This is a genomic window from Bacillus sp. FJAT-26390, assembly GCF_001682865.1.
GTDB lineage: Bacteria > Bacillota > Bacilli > Paenibacillales > Paenibacillaceae > Pristimantibacillus.
This window is the reverse complement of sequence record NZ_MAQX01000001.1, coordinates 1,426,768-1,442,332: the sequence shown is the minus strand read 5'-3', so window position 1 is coordinate 1,442,332 and position 15,565 is coordinate 1,426,768. Positions and strand designations below refer to the sequence as shown.

The 15,565-nt window shown below is 45.1% G+C and carries 16 protein-coding genes and 2 pseudogenes; 15 read left to right on the top strand and 3 right to left on the bottom strand.

The window, feature by feature from the left end; genetic code table 11:
- Window positions 1-207 precede the first annotated feature (207 nt).
- Together sdaAB and sdaAA are read left to right on the top strand one after the other, a co-directional pair.
- Window positions 208-888: an L-serine ammonia-lyase, iron-sulfur-dependent subunit beta gene (gene sdaAB / locus A7975_RS06875; RefSeq protein WP_065384582.1), complete on the top strand. Its 681-nt coding sequence runs from the start codon at window positions 208-210 to the stop codon at window positions 886-888.
- Window positions 885-1,805: an L-serine ammonia-lyase, iron-sulfur-dependent, subunit alpha gene (sdaAA, locus tag A7975_RS06870; RefSeq protein WP_065384581.1), complete on the top strand. Its 921-nt coding sequence runs from the start codon at window positions 885-887 to the stop codon at window positions 1,803-1,805. Before sdaAB ends, sdaAA begins: the two co-directional genes overlap by 4 nt.
- A 67-nt stretch (window positions 1,806-1,872) precedes the next feature.
- Here sdaAA and A7975_RS06865 read toward each other — a convergent pair whose 3' ends face one another.
- Window positions 1,873-2,103 carry an inositol monophosphatase family protein gene (locus tag A7975_RS06865; protein WP_065384580.1) on the bottom strand — a complete coding sequence of 77 codons (231 nt, stop codon included), beginning with the start codon at window positions 2,101-2,103 and terminating at the stop codon, window positions 1,873-1,875.
- Between the two features lie 281 nt (window positions 2,104-2,384).
- Between A7975_RS06865 and A7975_RS35615 the strand changes: the two genes are divergently transcribed.
- From A7975_RS35615 to A7975_RS06825, 9 genes and pseudogenes are all read left to right on the top strand, one after another.
- Window positions 2,385-2,660, top strand: coding sequence for a DUF7948 domain-containing protein (locus tag A7975_RS35615; RefSeq protein ID WP_483295908.1), 276 nt, complete (start codon window positions 2,385-2,387; stop codon window positions 2,658-2,660).
- Window positions 2,557-3,183 (top strand): SBBP repeat-containing protein, encoded by a 627-nt coding sequence (locus A7975_RS35250; RefSeq protein WP_304362768.1) that lies wholly within the window; start codon window positions 2,557-2,559, stop codon window positions 3,181-3,183. The genes A7975_RS35615 and A7975_RS35250 overlap by 104 nt, the downstream gene beginning before the upstream one ends.
- An 89-nt stretch (window positions 3,184-3,272) precedes the next feature.
- Window positions 3,273-3,605: a hypothetical protein gene (locus A7975_RS35245; protein ID WP_065384578.1), complete on the top strand. Its 333-nt coding sequence runs from the start codon at window positions 3,273-3,275 to the stop codon at window positions 3,603-3,605.
- A 214-nt stretch (window positions 3,606-3,819) separates the two neighbouring features.
- Window positions 3,820-4,455: a pyridoxamine 5'-phosphate oxidase family protein gene (locus A7975_RS06850; protein WP_065384577.1), complete on the top strand. Its 636-nt coding sequence runs from the start codon at window positions 3,820-3,822 to the stop codon at window positions 4,453-4,455.
- Window positions 4,456-4,746: 291 nt separating this feature from the next.
- Window positions 4,747-5,103 carry a DoxX family protein gene (locus A7975_RS06845; protein WP_063846107.1) on the top strand — a complete coding sequence of 119 codons (357 nt, stop codon included), beginning with the start codon at window positions 4,747-4,749 and terminating at the stop codon, window positions 5,101-5,103.
- Window positions 5,104-5,165: 62 nt separating this feature from the next.
- Window positions 5,166-5,612, top strand: coding sequence for a MarR family winged helix-turn-helix transcriptional regulator (locus A7975_RS06840; RefSeq protein WP_065384576.1), 447 nt, complete (start codon window positions 5,166-5,168; stop codon window positions 5,610-5,612).
- A gap of 210 nt (window positions 5,613-5,822) precedes the next feature.
- Window positions 5,823-6,260 carry an RrF2 family transcriptional regulator gene (locus tag A7975_RS06835; RefSeq protein ID WP_053376395.1) on the top strand — a complete coding sequence of 146 codons (438 nt, stop codon included), beginning with the start codon at window positions 5,823-5,825 and terminating at the stop codon, window positions 6,258-6,260.
- Window positions 6,261-6,541: 281 nt separating this feature from the next.
- Window positions 6,542-6,721, top strand: a pseudogene (locus A7975_RS06830) (glycosyl hydrolase family 8); the annotation flags it as partial.
- Window positions 6,722-6,976: 255 nt separating this feature from the next.
- Window positions 6,977-8,251, top strand: coding sequence for a glycosyl hydrolase family 8 (locus A7975_RS06825; RefSeq protein ID WP_082198009.1), 1,275 nt, complete (start codon window positions 6,977-6,979; stop codon window positions 8,249-8,251).
- A gap of 276 nt (window positions 8,252-8,527) precedes the next feature.
- Here A7975_RS06825 and A7975_RS06820 read toward each other — a convergent pair whose 3' ends face one another.
- Window positions 8,528-9,859 (bottom strand): ArsB/NhaD family transporter, encoded by a 1,332-nt coding sequence (locus A7975_RS06820; protein WP_065384574.1) that lies wholly within the window; start codon window positions 9,857-9,859, stop codon window positions 8,528-8,530.
- Window positions 9,860-10,309: 450 nt separating this feature from the next.
- On the opposite strand from A7975_RS06820, the pseudogene A7975_RS34720 reads away from it, so the two are divergent.
- Window positions 10,310-11,581, top strand: a pseudogene (locus tag A7975_RS34720) (family 8 glycosyl hydrolase); the annotation flags it as partial.
- On the top strand, window positions 11,558-12,205 hold the full coding sequence (locus tag A7975_RS34715) for a CBM96 family carbohydrate-binding protein (protein WP_442950661.1): 648 nt from the start codon (window positions 11,558-11,560) through the stop codon (window positions 12,203-12,205). The pseudogene A7975_RS34720 and the gene A7975_RS34715, both read left to right, overlap by 24 nt.
- A 307-nt stretch (window positions 12,206-12,512) precedes the next feature.
- On the opposite strand, the gene A7975_RS06810 is transcribed toward A7975_RS34715, so the two are convergent.
- Window positions 12,513-13,244: a hypothetical protein gene (locus A7975_RS06810; protein WP_065384572.1), complete on the bottom strand. Its 732-nt coding sequence runs from the start codon at window positions 13,242-13,244 to the stop codon at window positions 12,513-12,515.
- Between the two features lie 161 nt (window positions 13,245-13,405).
- On the opposite strand from A7975_RS06810, the gene A7975_RS06805 reads away from it, so the two are divergent.
- Both A7975_RS06805 and A7975_RS06800 read left to right on the top strand, forming a co-directional pair.
- Window positions 13,406-14,119, top strand: coding sequence for a response regulator transcription factor (locus A7975_RS06805; RefSeq protein ID WP_065384571.1), 714 nt, complete (start codon window positions 13,406-13,408; stop codon window positions 14,117-14,119).
- Window positions 14,116-15,483, top strand: coding sequence for a sensor histidine kinase (locus A7975_RS06800; protein WP_065384570.1), 1,368 nt, complete (start codon window positions 14,116-14,118; stop codon window positions 15,481-15,483). The genes A7975_RS06805 and A7975_RS06800 overlap by 4 nt, the downstream gene beginning before the upstream one ends.
- Window positions 15,484-15,565: the final 82 nt, after the last annotated feature.

The window sequence follows — 15,565 nt, the reverse complement described above, 5'->3', positions numbered from 1 at the left end:
TAGAATAGGAATGATTGGATGTTTGTACCGGGTACATTTGATAAAGGTTATTTGCCCAGTAGGCTAATTACTGATCCTCACGGAGGGAAATCCTTTATTGTTAATTGTCAGCGGAGAAATAGGTCCAAGTTGGGCAAGACTGTTATGGATGACAAATTTGTTAAGCAACATTTGAATAGCTGGCTTTCGTAGGAGGTATTAAGTAATATGCGCTTTAAAGATGTGTTTTCTATTATCGGTCCAGGCATGATAGGTCCGTCAAGCTCACACACGGCAGGTGCCGTCCGGTTAGGAAGGGTTGCGCGCGGTTTGTTTGGCGAACAGCCTGAGCAGGCTGATATTATTTTTTATGGTTCTTTCGCAGCTACATATAGCGGTCATGGGACGGATTTGGCTGTAATCGCGGGACTGCTTCAGTTCGATACCGATGACGAGCGAGTACCGGATTCGCTGGATTTGGCGGATAAGCTTGGGATGAAAGTGACTTTTCAAACGGGTAGCGGGGCTGCCGTTCATCCGAACACATTGGCGATTAACCTTCTTTCGGGTTCGAAAAGCGCTCAAATGACGGGCTGCTCGATTGGCGGTGGCAATATCGAAGTGGTGGAGGTGAATGGGTTTGATCTCAAATTTACCGCTAATTATCCGACCCTCATTTTATTCCATGACGATCAACCTGGCGTGCTTGCAAGCATCACGCGGCTGCTAAGCGATGCCAATATCAATATCGGTTATATGGATGTAGACCGCAAAGGCAGACTCGGACAAGCTGCGACGGCAGTTGAAACGGATGGCGAGATCTCTGAAGAGCTGCTAGCGAAGGCCAAAAGGCTGGATCATGTGAATAACCTTAATTACATTAATTTAAATGGTGGTGTTCCGCATTGAGATTTAAAACCCTAAAGGAACTTGCGATGGTTAGCGTAAGTGAAGGCAAACCGATCTACCGTATTATGCTGGAGGATCAAGCGAAGGAATCCGGCCGGACGGAGGATCAGGAATGGGACAAAATGAAGAACTATTACGGCATCATGAAGGAAGCCACCCAAAAGGGAATCTCTTCGGATAAAACGTCCCGGAGCGGTCTGACTGGCGGAGATGCGAAACGGGTGTATGAATATACCCGCAAGCCGGATGCTTCATTGGAGCCGTTTGCTGGCTCGGCAATGGCCTATGCACTCGCGGTTTCTGAAGTGAATGCGTCTATGGGGCGCATCGTCGCTACGCCAACCGCCGGATCATGCGGCGTCATCCCCGGCGTATTTATCAGCAGTCAGGAACGGTTCGGCTGGGATGACGATCATTTGGTGAACGGTCTGTTTTGCGCCGGGGCAATAGGGTATGTCATCGCGAACAACTCTTTTATATCCGGAGCAGAAGGAGGCTGCCAAGCTGAAATCGGCTCTGCCATCGGGATGGCTGCCGGAGCGCTTGTGGAGCTGAAAGGCGGAACCCCCGCGCAAGCCGTTCACGCAGTCGGACTTGCGCTTAAAAACACGCTTGGCTTGATTTGCGACCCGGTAGGCGGCTTAGTGGAAATTCCTTGTATTGTTAGAAACGGATTTGGGGCGGTCAATGCGCTAGCTGCCGCTGATATGGCGCTTGCGGGCGTAAGAAGCGTTATTCCTTCAGATGAGGTTATACAAGTCATGCTCGAAGTAGGGAGCGCAATGCCGGATATTCACCGTGAGACGGCTGGCGGGGGGTTGGCTCAGACGCCAACCGGCATACAAATTTTCGAACAACTCGCCAAAGACAGAAAGAATGCTCGCGATGAAGGACAGGGGAACGATATTGACCAATAATGCGCGGAGTTACTTCATTGCCCACTAACCGTTTAGGTTAGTGGGCAATATTTGCTTCTACTCATAATTAACGTTTAAGCATCGCTTGTATTACTGCATGGAGCTGCATGTTTCCCGCAATAATGCCCGTTGATGCCCAAGTGAACGGGTCTCCGTTAATGTCTGTTACAGCGCCTGCTGCCTCTTGAACAACTAAAGCGCCTGCCATCCAATCATAGAACTGTTCCCCATATTCCCAGTAAGCATCTATTCTGCCACAGGCTACATCCGCCAGCTGCAGAGCGACAGATCCAAGCATACGAACGGCAAGAGCTTCCGGCTGTAATTTTCCAATAAATGCTCCCCAACTCGTGTAAAAAGCTCAACCATATGGTTTAGGAAAAAACCATTATTTGGGATTTTTAAGCCGTATTCTTATTGAACTCTCTTTGACAGCAAAGTATTTTCGTTAGTCTCCCTATCAAAGGGCTGTACGAACAAAATAGTCATATCATCATGAATAACTATGGCAAGATCCCATTAACCTTTGTCGAAAATTCTGGAGTTGCGAGTGCGGATATATGATATTTTACAGATCGGCTGGGTTATGGCATTTATTTTACTGCGCTAGAAGCAGCGTTCGTCTTCACTGATAAAACCGACCAGCATGACGAGAATCATGTCCTTGCGCTTCAATTTCTTGATGCTAACCCAGAGGTAAAAGTTACGGGCCGTCACAAAAGTGCGGAAAAAGTAAATTTCTTGATTGGAAATGATACAGCCAACTGGCATACAGAACTCTCCAACGGGAAAAACGACAGCCTTAAATTTCCCAACGACAGCAGGAGCATTTCAAACGGCTTTTGGCGGAGATAACGATGTGTTTATTACAAAGTTAAACGCTGCTGGAACCGCGTTAATCTACTCCACCTACCTGGGGGGAAGTTCCTATGACCATGCTCAAGGGATAGCAATTGATGCAAGCGGCAATGCCTATGTAACTGGAAATACGACTTCAACCAATTTCCCCCTTACAAGCGGCGCATTACAATCAAGCTTAAATGGAGGGAGTGATGCCCTTGTCTATTCCACCTATTATGGCGAAAATGGTTTTGATTCAGGGCGGGCTATAGCAGTTGATTCCTCTGGAAACGCCTATGTGACCGGCTATACCGAATCCACTACCTTTCCTCTGTCAGCAGATGCCTATCAAACATCGCTTGGCGGTCAAAGGCTACGGGAACTACTGGTGCAATTGGAGCTACGGGAGAAACAGGAACAAATGGAACTACGGGATCGACAGGGGCTAGCGGAATTACTGGAGCAACAGGAGCAATGGGCGCTAGGGGAGCGACCGGAGCAACAGGCTCAACAGGCTCTACAGGTTCTACGGGCCTAAACGGAACAGCTGGATTGCGGGGACCGACGGGAACGACTGGTCCGGCAGGTCCGATAGGACCGATAGGAGCGAAAGGGACGACGGGAGCAATGGATTTCGTAGGCCAGAATGGAATAAACGGATTGATGGGACCAACAGGTGCAACTGGAGCAACGGGAGCAACGGTTGTTAATGGTTTGACTGGAAAAACAGGAAAAACAGGAAAAACAGGACCAAGAGGTAATAGAGGTCCTAGAGGACCAAAAGGGGCTCGAGGTCCAAGAGGCAAAAAGTGCGCCATAAAAATTATTAAAAGGAAAAAGAAACGTTATAAATGTGTGATTAAAAAGAAAATACAAGTTTGCAAAAAACGCATCATGCGAAAAAAACAAATTTCCAAAAAATCATGCGAAAGCGGAAAGCTAAGCAAGAAAATAAAATAACATCAACTTTTAGCAGAAAGACAATCCTATTTGATAGGATTGTTTTTCGGCTTTTTTTGTTTTTAAGCTGCATCTCCTCATTGGGCAGGATTACTGAATCAAAACAGAGAATCCCTACTAATTATAATTTCAGTCGAATCAATGAAAATGAATTTGAACAATTGTTGTACTTTTAGTAGTAACGTTTTTGTCATACCATTATGGAGGGATAATTATGTCATTTATTAATGATCAGGAGATCATATTGACCGAATCTGAGCTGAGATCCATCATTGGTTACCCGAGCGAGATCGTTCAGCAAAAGTCCATTTCTCATCTTGATGAGCACTGCAGAGATTATATCGCTAAGTCTCCGTTCCTATTTATTTCAACCTCTAATGCCAGCGGAAAATGTGATGTATCTCCGCGAGGGGACGCTGCAGGTTTTGTACACGTAGTTGACGACCATTACTTAGTAATTCCGGAACGAAGAGGGAACAAAAGAATGGACTCTTTGTGCAATATACTCTCGAATCCTGAAGTAGGTCTTATTTTTCTTATACCCGGTCTCGGAGAAACGTTGCGTGTCAATGGACGTGCTTTTATAACGAAGGATAGTGAATTGTTAAAGTCTATGGCCGTAAATCAAATCATTCCAACAGTAGGTATCGTTGTTGCCGTTGAAGAGTGCTTCCTGCATTGTGCCAAAGCATTCAAACGTTCAGGTCTATGGGAGTTAGAGACTCGTATAGAAAAGGAGAAGCTGCCTTCCGCATCAAAAATCTTATCCGCACATATCAAGCTTGAAGGAATAACCTCAGAGGTTATTGCCGCAAATCTAGAGGAGGGTTACGCCAAGCGGCTGTATTAATGTTTTTTTGAATAATAAACATTGAACGAATCGAAAGGTGGTTTGAAATGAATGTCACCATTGAGATAGCCTCTGTTGCGGATGCCATTTGAACTTCGTTTTCCTAGAGAAGTAACCTGAACGTATACTTAAAAAGTTGGCCGATGCCTCTCTGGGACTGATCGGCTCTTTTTTGCATCAAAAAAGTAGTTGACAGCTAATTACGCTAATGTTAGGATAATAATATCCTAATTATAAGATATATATACTTAGTATATCTAAGAGTAGGAAAATTATAAGAGGTGGGTTAAAATGAATATAGTTGCGATTGTGATTCAAATTATTTTAAGTTTAGGTTTTTTGGTATTTGGTGCTTCAAAATTCGGTTCCAAGCAAATGGTAGATGAGTTTCGGCGTTATGGTATGCCTCAATGGTTTAGAGTAATAACAGGCTTGCTTGAAATTGGCGGTGCCGCGCTGCTCGTTGCAGGAATCTGGAATGACAGGCTTGCAGCAATCGGAGCCCTTTTGCTTGCTGTAATTATGGCTGGAGCCATAATTACGCATTTACGAGTGAAGGACCCGGTGTCCAAAGCAGGCATGCCGATCATTTTGATGGTTTTATCGTTGATCGTCCTCATTTTGAATTGGAGCGTTTTGTTTGGATAAGGTCAGAGCGGCGAGCTCTCCTTATTCGAACGGTTGATCGATAAGTTTAAGGAGGTAGTCTAATGTACCAAGGAAACGAGCAAAGCGAGCTTGATTTACGACTATTCCGAATTTGGGCTAAAGCGTCCAAAGCTGTATTTGAAAATGTGCAGCGGGATATTGCAAGCCACGGGATCAGTCCCGACCATTTTATGATTCTAGAGCTGCTCTACAATAAAGGGCCGCATCCTATTCAAAGAATCAGTGAAATATTCTCCATTCCAAGCGGAAGCATTACTTATGTGGTAGACAAGCTTGAGAAAAACGACTTCGTAAAACGGCAGCCAAGTCCCACGGATCGCAGAACATCTAATGTTAACCTAACGGATAAGGGGGAAGCATTATTTAATGAGATTTTTCCCAAGCATGTTGAAGTGATTTCTCAAAACCTTTCCTATATTGATAATGACGAGAAGCTTCAACTGATCCATCTGCTCAAAAAAATCGGGTTAGGCGCACAGGAAAGTTGAGTAACGAGGTATCGGATGTTTAGGTAACAATATGGAGAACATTCATGAAATAAGACCTTGAAAATAGGTCTTTTTTATTGTGCTTTTATACGTTTTTGACGAGACATCGCAGCTTAATGGCAGAAATGTTGAACATTAATTGGGTATGCACTATAATGTGCTATACAAAGTTGCATAATAGAATGAAAAGGCAATAAGGAGTGAACGAGAATGAGTACAGCAAGCCGAGGAATAAACATAGGGCCTCCTCGTTTTAAAATAGCGGTACATTCGATCGTATGGCTAGCTAAAAGCGGAAGCATGCTGTCGAGCGGAATGATTGCGAATCAGGTGAATTCGCACGCCACCTTTATGCGAAGAGTCATGCAGGCATTAACGGTTGCAGGTATCGTGGAGTCTAAGGGCGGGCGCGAGGGCGGCTATATTTTGCGGAAAGCAGCAGATCAAATTACGTTGGGTGAGATTTACATGGCCGTCAGCGCAGGAGCAGGAGAGCCAGAGTTTGCAGTGGATTGCGGAGAAGCGGGTGAACAATTAGACGTCGAGCTGGAAAAAATACTGTTTGAGGCCGAACAACATACGATTGATTACTTACGTCGATTTACGATTGTGGATGTAATGGAGCGCGTGGATTTTTTTGTGATTTAACGAAATGTAAGTAACGGGTTTTAGTTTACCAAATATTAACATACAGATAAGGGTATTAAGGCGCATGGTTCTCTTTCTCTTTGAGTATCGATACCGCAGCCATAAAAGAAATTAAAAAAACCCATTTTCAACCAGAAACTTTTGTGATACACTCTGTCTGACAGCGCTTCTATAACGGGCTAAGAAGAAAAGTGGTTTAGAAAAAAAACTATTCCATCTTTTTTTTTGGCCAAAAGTTTAAGCGTTTAAACTTTTGAGGAGGCTGAAAAATGTACAAGAGCGCATACAGTGAAGCCGTATTCACCGCGCCATTTATTTCTGCTGCTACGACGAGCAGAAGCAATCAGGCATGGGTGAATGCAGGCTGGGACGCAATAAAAAATGCCAAATCAAGTTATTTTAGCGACTCCTACAACTTACTTAACTTGCTCTTCATCTCGGGTAACTGGTGGAAACCGTGATGCCAATCCTTAATAAGATTGGAGACTAGTTTCCATCGCTTGAATGTACCCGCCAAGATCAGAGAATCGATCCGGTCTTGGCGGATCTAAGCACAATAAAAAAAGACATTTTCAACCAGTAATTTTTGTGGTACACTCTGTTTGAGAGCGCTTCAATGCGTTATGCTTTAAAAAAAAGTGGGTTCAACATAAGGATTTCACCTTTTTTTTAGCCAAATAAGTTTAAGCGCTTAAACTTTTAAAGGAGGCAAAATGATGTACAAAAGTGTTTTTAGTTTGGCGGGTAAATTTAAGAAAGCAGCAGTAATTGGACTTGCAACGATCGTTATTGCGGGTGTGTCACAGGTTCCTTCATCACTTGAGGAGACCGTACGGGCAGCAGGGGAGCTGAAGCCATTTCCACAGCAAGTCTCCTATCCAGGCATTATTAAACCGAACCATGTCAACCAAGCTTCAATGAATTCAACGGTTAAGTCGTATTATGATTATTGGAAAGGCAAATATGTCAAAAACAATCTGGCATCCCTTCCTGGAGGCTACTACGTAAAAGGAGATATCACAGGAAGTGCGGAAGGATTTAAGCCGCTTGGCACATCAGAAGGCCAGGGCTATGGAATGGTCATTACCGTTTTAATGGCAGGCCATGATTCGAATGCCAGAACTATTTTTGACGGAATGTTCAAAACAGCAAGAGCGTTCAAAAGCTCAGTTAACTCCAATCTGATGGGCTGGGTTGTCGCAGACAACAAAAACGCACAAGGCCATTTCAGTTCTGCCACGGATGGCGATTTGGACATCGCATACTCCTTGATTCTTGCAGATCGGCAATGGGGTTCAAGCGGCTCGGTGAACTATTTGTCTGAAGCCAAAAAAATGATCAATGCGATCAAAGCTAGCAACGTAACGACAGGCAATCGCCTTAATCTTGGGGATTGGGACACGAAGAGCGCCCTCAATTCCAGGCCGTCTGATTGGATGCTGAGCCACCTTCGCGCATTTCATAGCGTAACAGGCGATCAAACGTGGATCAATGTCATTAACAGCCTGTATACCGCATATTCGCAAGTCAGCAACACGTATGCTTCGTCTACGGGACTAATTTCTGATTTTATTGTTGGCAATCCTGCCAAGCCAGCCCCAGAAAATTATTTGAATGAGTTCAAGGAAACGAACGCTTACTACTACAATGCATCCCGCGTACCGCTTCGGATCGTAATGGATTACGCTCTTTACGGGGATGCAAGAGGCAAAGCAATCGCAGATAAAGTAACCAATTGGATCAAAGGTAAAACGGGCAATTCGCCTGCAGGCATTAAAGCAGGCTACTCGTTAAGCGGAACAGCTCTCAACAGCTACAGTGAAGCCGTATTTACTGCACCATTGATTTCGTCTGCTACTGCAAGCTCCAGCAACCAAGCTTGGGTAAATGCAGGTTGGGACACGATAAAAAATGCCAAATCAAGCTACTTCAGTGATTCATTCAATTTACTTAACTTGCTCTTTATCTCCGGTAACTGGTGGAAGCCGTGAAGCGGCGGAGCCAATAACATACGAGCTATGGCAATTTTGACCTCATCGTAAAATCACCCGCCACTTACCCGCCAAGCGTTCACGCTTGGCGGGCTTTTTAAATGGCAGGTTCATCAAAATCATCTATTTTTCATTTGGTTAAATAATTAGCATGGAAAACCCATACTCTTCATTTCCTGCTGGCATAAACTAAAATGTGCATAAATCCTCTTTTTGACGACCTCCTTATCGGAGGTCTTTTTTTTTTTATATATGCGTTAAATAAAAGTTGCTTCATTAAAACAACCACGATACCCAGTATGATAAAAGGACCAAAGTGAAAATGACGGTAACGGGAATGACGAGGGCAGTGACTTTCAAATATTGTCCCCAGGTTATCAATATTCCGCCTTTTCTTACGATGTGGATCCACATTAATGTAGCAAGCGTGCCGATAGGCAAAAGAAGTGAACCGATATCGCTGCCCACAACACTCGCTAAATAAGCGATTTTTAACGTTATTGGATTGAGTCCCATATCCATTAGGGTTAACGTGCCTACCATTAGCGCTGGATGATTATTAAATAAATTCGATAGAATACTGAGCAGAATACCCATAAAAACACTGGCATTTAATAAGCTGCTTGATACCAAAGGCTGGAGAAAACCAACAAGCCACTCCGTGAGCCCTATATTATTTAAGCCGTAAATGATCACGTACATGCAAAAGGCGAAGATGAAAATGTACCAAGGCGTTTTTTTCAGCATATCGGTAGGGGGGACTTTCAAATAAAACCAGCGCCATACTAACAGCAAGGAAGATCCGATTACAGCCATTAACGAGATCGGAAAGTGGAAATAGGATGCTACAAACAAGCTAATCCGGACACAAAATACGAAGATGAGTATGTTGCGCATAAATTTGTTGCGGTTTTCATGCTGGACGACTTCTTTTAAAGGATGGCTCCCCGGAATCAAATTCCATTGCTTTACTTCAGGCAGCTTTTTAGGGAGGACGCGGTAAAAGGTAAGAAAGAGCAGCAAGGTCAATAGGACTAGCCCTAATGAGGCTGGCACGAACATCATCGCGGTGTGCATGTACAAATCCATGTGAACGATTTTCAGTGCGATCAAATTCACGATATTACTAACGCCTATGGGAGCGCTTGATGCTGTCGCAATTAATGCGCCTGATAGCAAATAAGGTATTTTTTGATGATTTTTCAGTCCCATATTTTTTAGCAAAAGCAATAAAATCGGTGTCGTTATTAAAATACTGCCGTCATTATTAACGAAAAGAGTCATGAGAAAACAAAATAGATTCGTTAGCCAAAATAGCCGAATGCCGGAGCCTTTTGCTTTTCTTGTGAGAAGCTCCGCCGCCCAATAAAAGAATCCAAAGCTCTCTAAAACAATAGCCATAACAATAGTTGCCATAATGGTGATAGCGGCGCCGCTTATCGTCTCTGTTATTTGACCGAGGTCTGCTAGTGAAACGCTGCCGCTGAGAAGGACGAAAAAAGCGCCAATCGATGCCGGAATCGCCTCGTTAACATGGGGACGCCAAAATATGAAGCCGATCGTCAAAAGGAAGGAACAGAGTGTCATAATAATCATTAAATCGTGCATGCTTAAACCTCTTTTCGTGGATAGAAGTTTCTCTCTAGTTAGTTTGCATTTTATATACGTTTACTTCCGTCCCAACTGCGTTTCTAGTGAATAGGCGATCCCTCCTCTAAAGTTGCATTTAATAGTTAAGATGTAATGTATGTATACGTACAAGACATATCATTCGTACTGGTCAATATCCCTATTCCTATTAAAATGCGCGAGTATCAATTGAAGATGTTTGTCTCGTAATGATAGTTACCGACAATGGATAAGAGTCTATTTAAGTACGCCATATCCGAGTGCGAAAATCGCAAATAAATACATTTTCAACCAGTATCTTTTGTGATACACTCTCTGTGAAAGCGCTTGACTTACTTGGGAAAGAAGAAGAAATATGGATGGGACATTCCTTTTTCATTTTTTTTAACCAAAAAGTTTAAGCGCTTAAATTATAAGGGAGGCGAAATGATGTACAAAAGCGTTTTTCGATTGGCCCGCACGTTTAAGAAAGCTGCCGTTATTGGTCTTGCAACGATCATCGTTGCCGGTGTATCCCAGGTACCTGCATCGTTCGAGGGCACCGTACGCGCAGCAGGGGAATTGAAGCCTTTTCCGCAGCAAGTCAGTTATCCCGGCATTATTAAACCTAATCATGTCAGTCAATCATCCATGAATGCTTCCGTCTCATCGTATTATGATTACTGGAAAGGCAAGTATGTGAAAAACAACCTGTCGTCACTTCCTGGAGGCTATTACGTTAAAGGAGACATAACAGGAAGCGCAGAGGGATTTAATCCGCTTGGAACCTCTGAGGGTCAGGGCTTCGGCATGGTTATTACGGCATTGATGGCAGGATATGATTCGAACGCTAAGACGGTCTATGATGGGATGTTCAAAACGGCAAGAGCTTTCAAAAGCTCAGGCAATTCAGCTTTGATGGGCTGGGTTGTAGCGGACAGCATTAATGCGCAAGGCCATTTTGGCTCCGCTACGGATGGGGATTTGGATATCGCTTATTCCCTCGTATTGGCGCATAATCAATGGGGCTCCAGCGGGACGATCAATTATTTGTCTGAAGCCAAGAAAATGATCAATGCCATTAAAGCCAGCAACGTGACGAATGGCAATCGCCTTAACCTAGGGGATTGGGATACGAAGACGGCAACAAATTCAAGGCCGTCTGACTGGATGCTCAGCCATCTCCGTGCATTTTATGATGTAACGGGCGATCAAACGTGGATCAATGTCATCAATAGCTTATATACGGCGTACACGCAAGTCAGCAATTCGTATGCTTCCACAACAGGATTGATTTCCGATTTCATTGTGGATAATCCTGCCAAGCCGGCGCCGGAATGGTATTTGGATGAGTTTAAAGAAACGAACGCGTTTTATTACAATGCTTCCCGCGTACCGCTGCGGATCGTCATGGATTACGCTCTCTACGGTGACACCAGATCCAAAACAATCGCTGACAAAATGGCGGTATGGATCAAAGGCAAGACAGGCAACTCGCCAGCTGGCATTAAAGCAGGTTATTCTTTAAGCGGTACCGCTCTTAATAGCTATAGTGAAGCTGTGTTTACAGCGCCGTTGATTTCTGCGGCAACGACGAGCACTAGCCACCAGGCTTGGGTGAACGCTGGCTGGGACTGGATGAAAAATGCAAAGTCGAGCTACTTCAGCGATTCTTTCAACTTACTTAATTTGCTTTACATCTCAGGCAACTGGTGGAAACCGGGAAGCGGCGGAACAAGCCCATCGCCAACTCCGACGGCAACACCGACTCCAACGCCAACCGCTACTCCTAGCCCGACGACAACACCAAGTCCAACCGCGACCTCTGGACCTAACAATCCTGGGACGACACTGGCGGTAACGGAAGACAGCTTTGTGCGTGGAGGCACATATAGCGGCGATAATTATGGCAGCCAAGCGTCGCTAACGCTTAAGAAAAGAGAGTCAAATGTATCGTTTGACCGTAAAGGTTATTTGAAATTCAATAAATCATCGGTTACAGGTACGGTAAACTCGGCAGTCATAAGATTGTACGTAAACAGCTTTCACAGCAATACGAGCTCGTTCCCATTACAAGCGATTGGCATAACGACAAACTCATGGACGGAATCTACGATTAAATATTCGAACCAGCCAACAACTTCCGGTACTGCACTCGGATCAGCAACGGCTAGCTCGGCAGGGACATACGTCAATCTAGACGTCACTTCCTTCGTTCAGAATGCTTCGGGCAATACGATTTCATTCCGAATCGTCGGCTTGACCGATGATGCTGGAGCGGATTTTGCGTCTAAAGAGAATTCGACTTCATCGAGACGTCCGGTTCTTATTATCAACGGTGGCTAGACCAATCAATTAGCTAAGTAAACGAGCCTTAGAAGTGATTCTAAGGCTCGTTTGACTTATCGGGGGTTATGAAATGTGAGGTTTTCCCGTTAAAATCTCCCCATGCAGCTTTGACCATCTTGCCCAAGCAGATGAAAGTGAGAATATGACCGATTTTACGTAGGAGCTAGCGAGTAGTTACTAGACTCTCTCTCCGAGCATGAATCGGCAGTCAAAAAACGCTCTCGGCATACGAAAGGGCACTGAAAAATTTTCATTTTTCAGTGCCCTTTTTTTCATGCTATTATAGGAAAGGTTTGGGAGAAGTTCACTTCTCCGCTTTCTCTAGCGCGGCAATCTCCTGCTTGTACAGCTCTAATTGTTTGCTAAGCGCTTGTTTGATCTCGTTTGCGTCCTTGGAGCCGACAGCCTTGTCCAGTTCCGTCCATCCTTGAGCAAATGGTGAGAGCTCGAACTTGCCATCTAGGGGAACTGCTGTTGCAGTTGTAAGGCGTACTGCGCTTACAGCACTTGTCGTACCTGTTTCTGCAGAGGCGATTTCTTTGCCATCAAGTGCTTTAACTTCAATTGGTACGCCTTCCGCTTTGGTCAATGTAATCGATTTTTCGCCGATTTGCTTTACTTCCTCCGCTGACAAAGCTTTGAGCGATACACTGATCGTGTCCGCAGAAGACTTCTCGTTAACCATTTTGCCTAGATCGGCTGAGCCGACGATTTCAAGCTGATCTGCACTAGCGAAATAGAAAAGTTTAGATGTTAGGTTATTATATCGCTCAAGCGTGCTTTTCCATTCGTTAACCGTATCCGGCGCATAAGTTTCGGCTAGCTTCAAAGGATCCAGTATGTTTCTGGCAGCAAAGGTAGTGGCAGCAGCATTCTCCAGCTTAACTGTTTCCATTAAATGACTTACAGCAGTGCCTGCCTTTTCTGCATGGTTGACCGATTGCTTGGCCGAGTCAGCAAATACTTGGGGACCAGCGACAGCAGAGAGCAGCAGGGTGGTCATGGCAACATTTTTGAACATCATCTTGTAATTCATTGATAAACACTCCTTCAAGGTTTGGGTTTGTCTTACATTTCCTAGTTTATCGATCAAGTATGGCAAACTAAGTGACGGATTGTGGAAAAACGATGGCAAAGCCCATTAGGAGCCGTCCCTTTGATATACTGATAAAGGAACATGGACAGGGAGGCTGTAAGATGAATGATTATTTCATAGCGGTCGTCGACGACGATCAACATATACGCGAGCTTGTAGAAGCTTATTTGAAGAAGGACCATTTTCGAACGGTAGCGCTCGCAACTGCGGAGGAAGCATTGGAGCAGCTCCGAGTTGATCCTCCAGACATGTGGGTGCTCGATATTATGCTGCCGGGAATGGACGGTTATGAGTTTTGCAGGCGGATACGGTTGGAAGCGGAAGTGCCTATTATTATGATTTCAGCCCGCGATAATGAGGTTGATAAAATATTGGGGTTGGAGCTTGGCGGCGATGATTATTTGGTTAAGCCGTTTAGTCCGCGTGAACTTGTTGCCCGCATCAAACGGCAGCTTCAGCGCTGGTATAAGATGAAGACGATCGAGGAAGGCAAGCAAGCAGCGCCGGTTCTACAGCTTGATGCGGGTCAGCTCCAGCTGGCAGTAGAAGAGCGAAGAGCTTTTTGGTGCGGAGAAGAGGTTGATGTAACCTCGAAGGAGTTTGCCTTGCTCCAAACTTTGGCGGAACGTCCGAACCGGGCGTTTGCAAGGGATGAGCTGCTCACGATCGTTTGGGGAGACGATTATTTTGGGAGTGACCGGGCGGTTGACCATTTAGTGAAGCGATTGCGCAAAAAAATCGAGTTATTGCCTGTTGAAGCGGTATGGGGACACGGCTATCGGCTGCGTATGGATGGAGGCGAATCTCAAGGATGAAGCTGCTCTACCAGATTAATATAGCGTTTGCGGTTTTGCTCGTATTGGTGCTTTCTCTAACGGCTGTCATTTTTCATTACGTGTTATTGGATCACTTTATTAACGTTCAGAAGATGGATATGAAGCAGCTAAGCACTTCCATTTCGACCCAGCTTACGACTAGCAAAGCGTCAGCGGCGACGCTCTATCCGGTTGAAATGGGCACAGCAGTATCAACGATTTCTAAGCAAGGGCTAGTAGGCATGGATGCCGTAATTACGGATGCGAGCGAAAATGTTGTATTCAGTACACTCGAAGCACAGAAGATTGACGTTTCCGTCAAGCCTTTGAACGATAGCGGCATTCGCTACGAAAATGTCTATCAAGCGGATAATTCGCAGGTATTGGTGGCGGCAAGCGCGATTCCGCAGGGAGGTACCTTGACGCTGTTTGCGCCTATGAGCAAAATCAAAGCGATTGAGCAATCGCTCATGGGTCGGCTTCTTATCGTATTGTGCTGCGGCGGAGCATTCGCGTTCCTGCTCAGCCTTGTCATTACGAGGAAGTTAATTAAACCTCTAATGAAGGTACAGAGCGAGCTGAAAAAAGTAGAAAGCCGCCGATTTTCCGAGGTGAAGCTGGTGAAAGCCGGAGGCGAAATCGGCGACGTCGCCCAATCGGTTTACGAGCTGGCTGGCGAGATGGAAAGGTATCATTTTATACAAAGGCAATTTATCCAGAATGCGTCGCATGAACTGAAAACGCCGTTAATGTCGATCTCCGGCTATGCGGAGGGCATTCGGGATGGCATATTTGAAGGGGAGCAGGTTGGCAAAGGACTGGACATCATCATGAGCGAGAGCAGCAGGCTGAAAAATATCGTCACCGAGATGACCTTGCTGGCTAAGCTCGATGGAGAGGAAGAGCATTTCAAATTTACGAAGGTTAGCGTATCAGAGCTAATCACAGAGACGATTGAGAGGATAAATCCGCTTCTGACTAAAAACGATTTGACGATAACGACGGCCATATCCGATGGACTGGAAGCAAAATGGGCGATACAGGCGGATCGGGACAAATTGCTGCAGGCCCTGCTTAATGTAGCGTCCAATGCCACCCGATATGCGAGCAGCCAGATTCGAATCCATGCAGGGATTCATAAAACCGAGATGGAAATTTCGATTACGGATGACGGGGCAGGCTTGCCGGAGGAGCTGATTCCACATTTGTTCCATCGCTTCGTAAAGGGGAAAGACGGGGAAACGGGGCTTGGGCTTGCGATATCACGTGCAATCGTTGAGCGCTGCGGCGGCACCATTATGGCGCAAAACCATGACGAAGGGGGCGCGCATGTGCGGATGCGATTCCCGTTGAAGGCTGCGTAACTGCTAAACAAGCCAAACTTTGCTTCAATTAAAAATAAGGCTGCGAAACGTTTTTCCAATTAGTCGTTCGACTGGGGTACGT

Coding starts and splice junctions, on each gene's coding strand:
- sdaAB (WP_065384582.1), top strand. CDS start 208: ATGCGCTTTAAAGATGTGTTTTCTATTATCGGTCCAGGCATGATAGGT.
- A7975_RS06865 (WP_065384580.1), bottom strand. CDS start 2,103: ATGCTTGGATCTGTCGCTCTGCAGCTGGCGGATGTAGCCTGTGGCAGA.
- A7975_RS35250 (WP_304362768.1), top strand. CDS start 2,557: ATGATACAGCCAACTGGCATACAGAACTCTCCAACGGGAAAAACGACA.
- A7975_RS35245 (WP_065384578.1), top strand. CDS start 3,273: ATGGATTTCGTAGGCCAGAATGGAATAAACGGATTGATGGGACCAACA.
- A7975_RS06850 (WP_065384577.1), top strand. CDS start 3,820: ATGTCATTTATTAATGATCAGGAGATCATATTGACCGAATCTGAGCTG.
- A7975_RS06845 (WP_063846107.1), top strand. CDS start 4,747: ATGAATATAGTTGCGATTGTGATTCAAATTATTTTAAGTTTAGGTTTT.
- A7975_RS06840 (WP_065384576.1), top strand. CDS start 5,166: ATGTACCAAGGAAACGAGCAAAGCGAGCTTGATTTACGACTATTCCGA.
- A7975_RS06835 (WP_053376395.1), top strand. CDS start 5,823: ATGAGTACAGCAAGCCGAGGAATAAACATAGGGCCTCCTCGTTTTAAA.
- A7975_RS06825 (WP_082198009.1), top strand. CDS start 6,977: ATGTACAAAAGTGTTTTTAGTTTGGCGGGTAAATTTAAGAAAGCAGCA.
- A7975_RS06820 (WP_065384574.1), bottom strand. CDS start 9,859: ATGCACGATTTAATGATTATTATGACACTCTGTTCCTTCCTTTTGACG.
- A7975_RS06810 (WP_065384572.1), bottom strand. CDS start 13,244: ATGAATTACAAGATGATGTTCAAAAATGTTGCCATGACCACCCTGCTG.
- A7975_RS06805 (WP_065384571.1), top strand. CDS start 13,406: ATGAATGATTATTTCATAGCGGTCGTCGACGACGATCAACATATACGC.
- A7975_RS06800 (WP_065384570.1), top strand. CDS start 14,116: ATGAAGCTGCTCTACCAGATTAATATAGCGTTTGCGGTTTTGCTCGTA.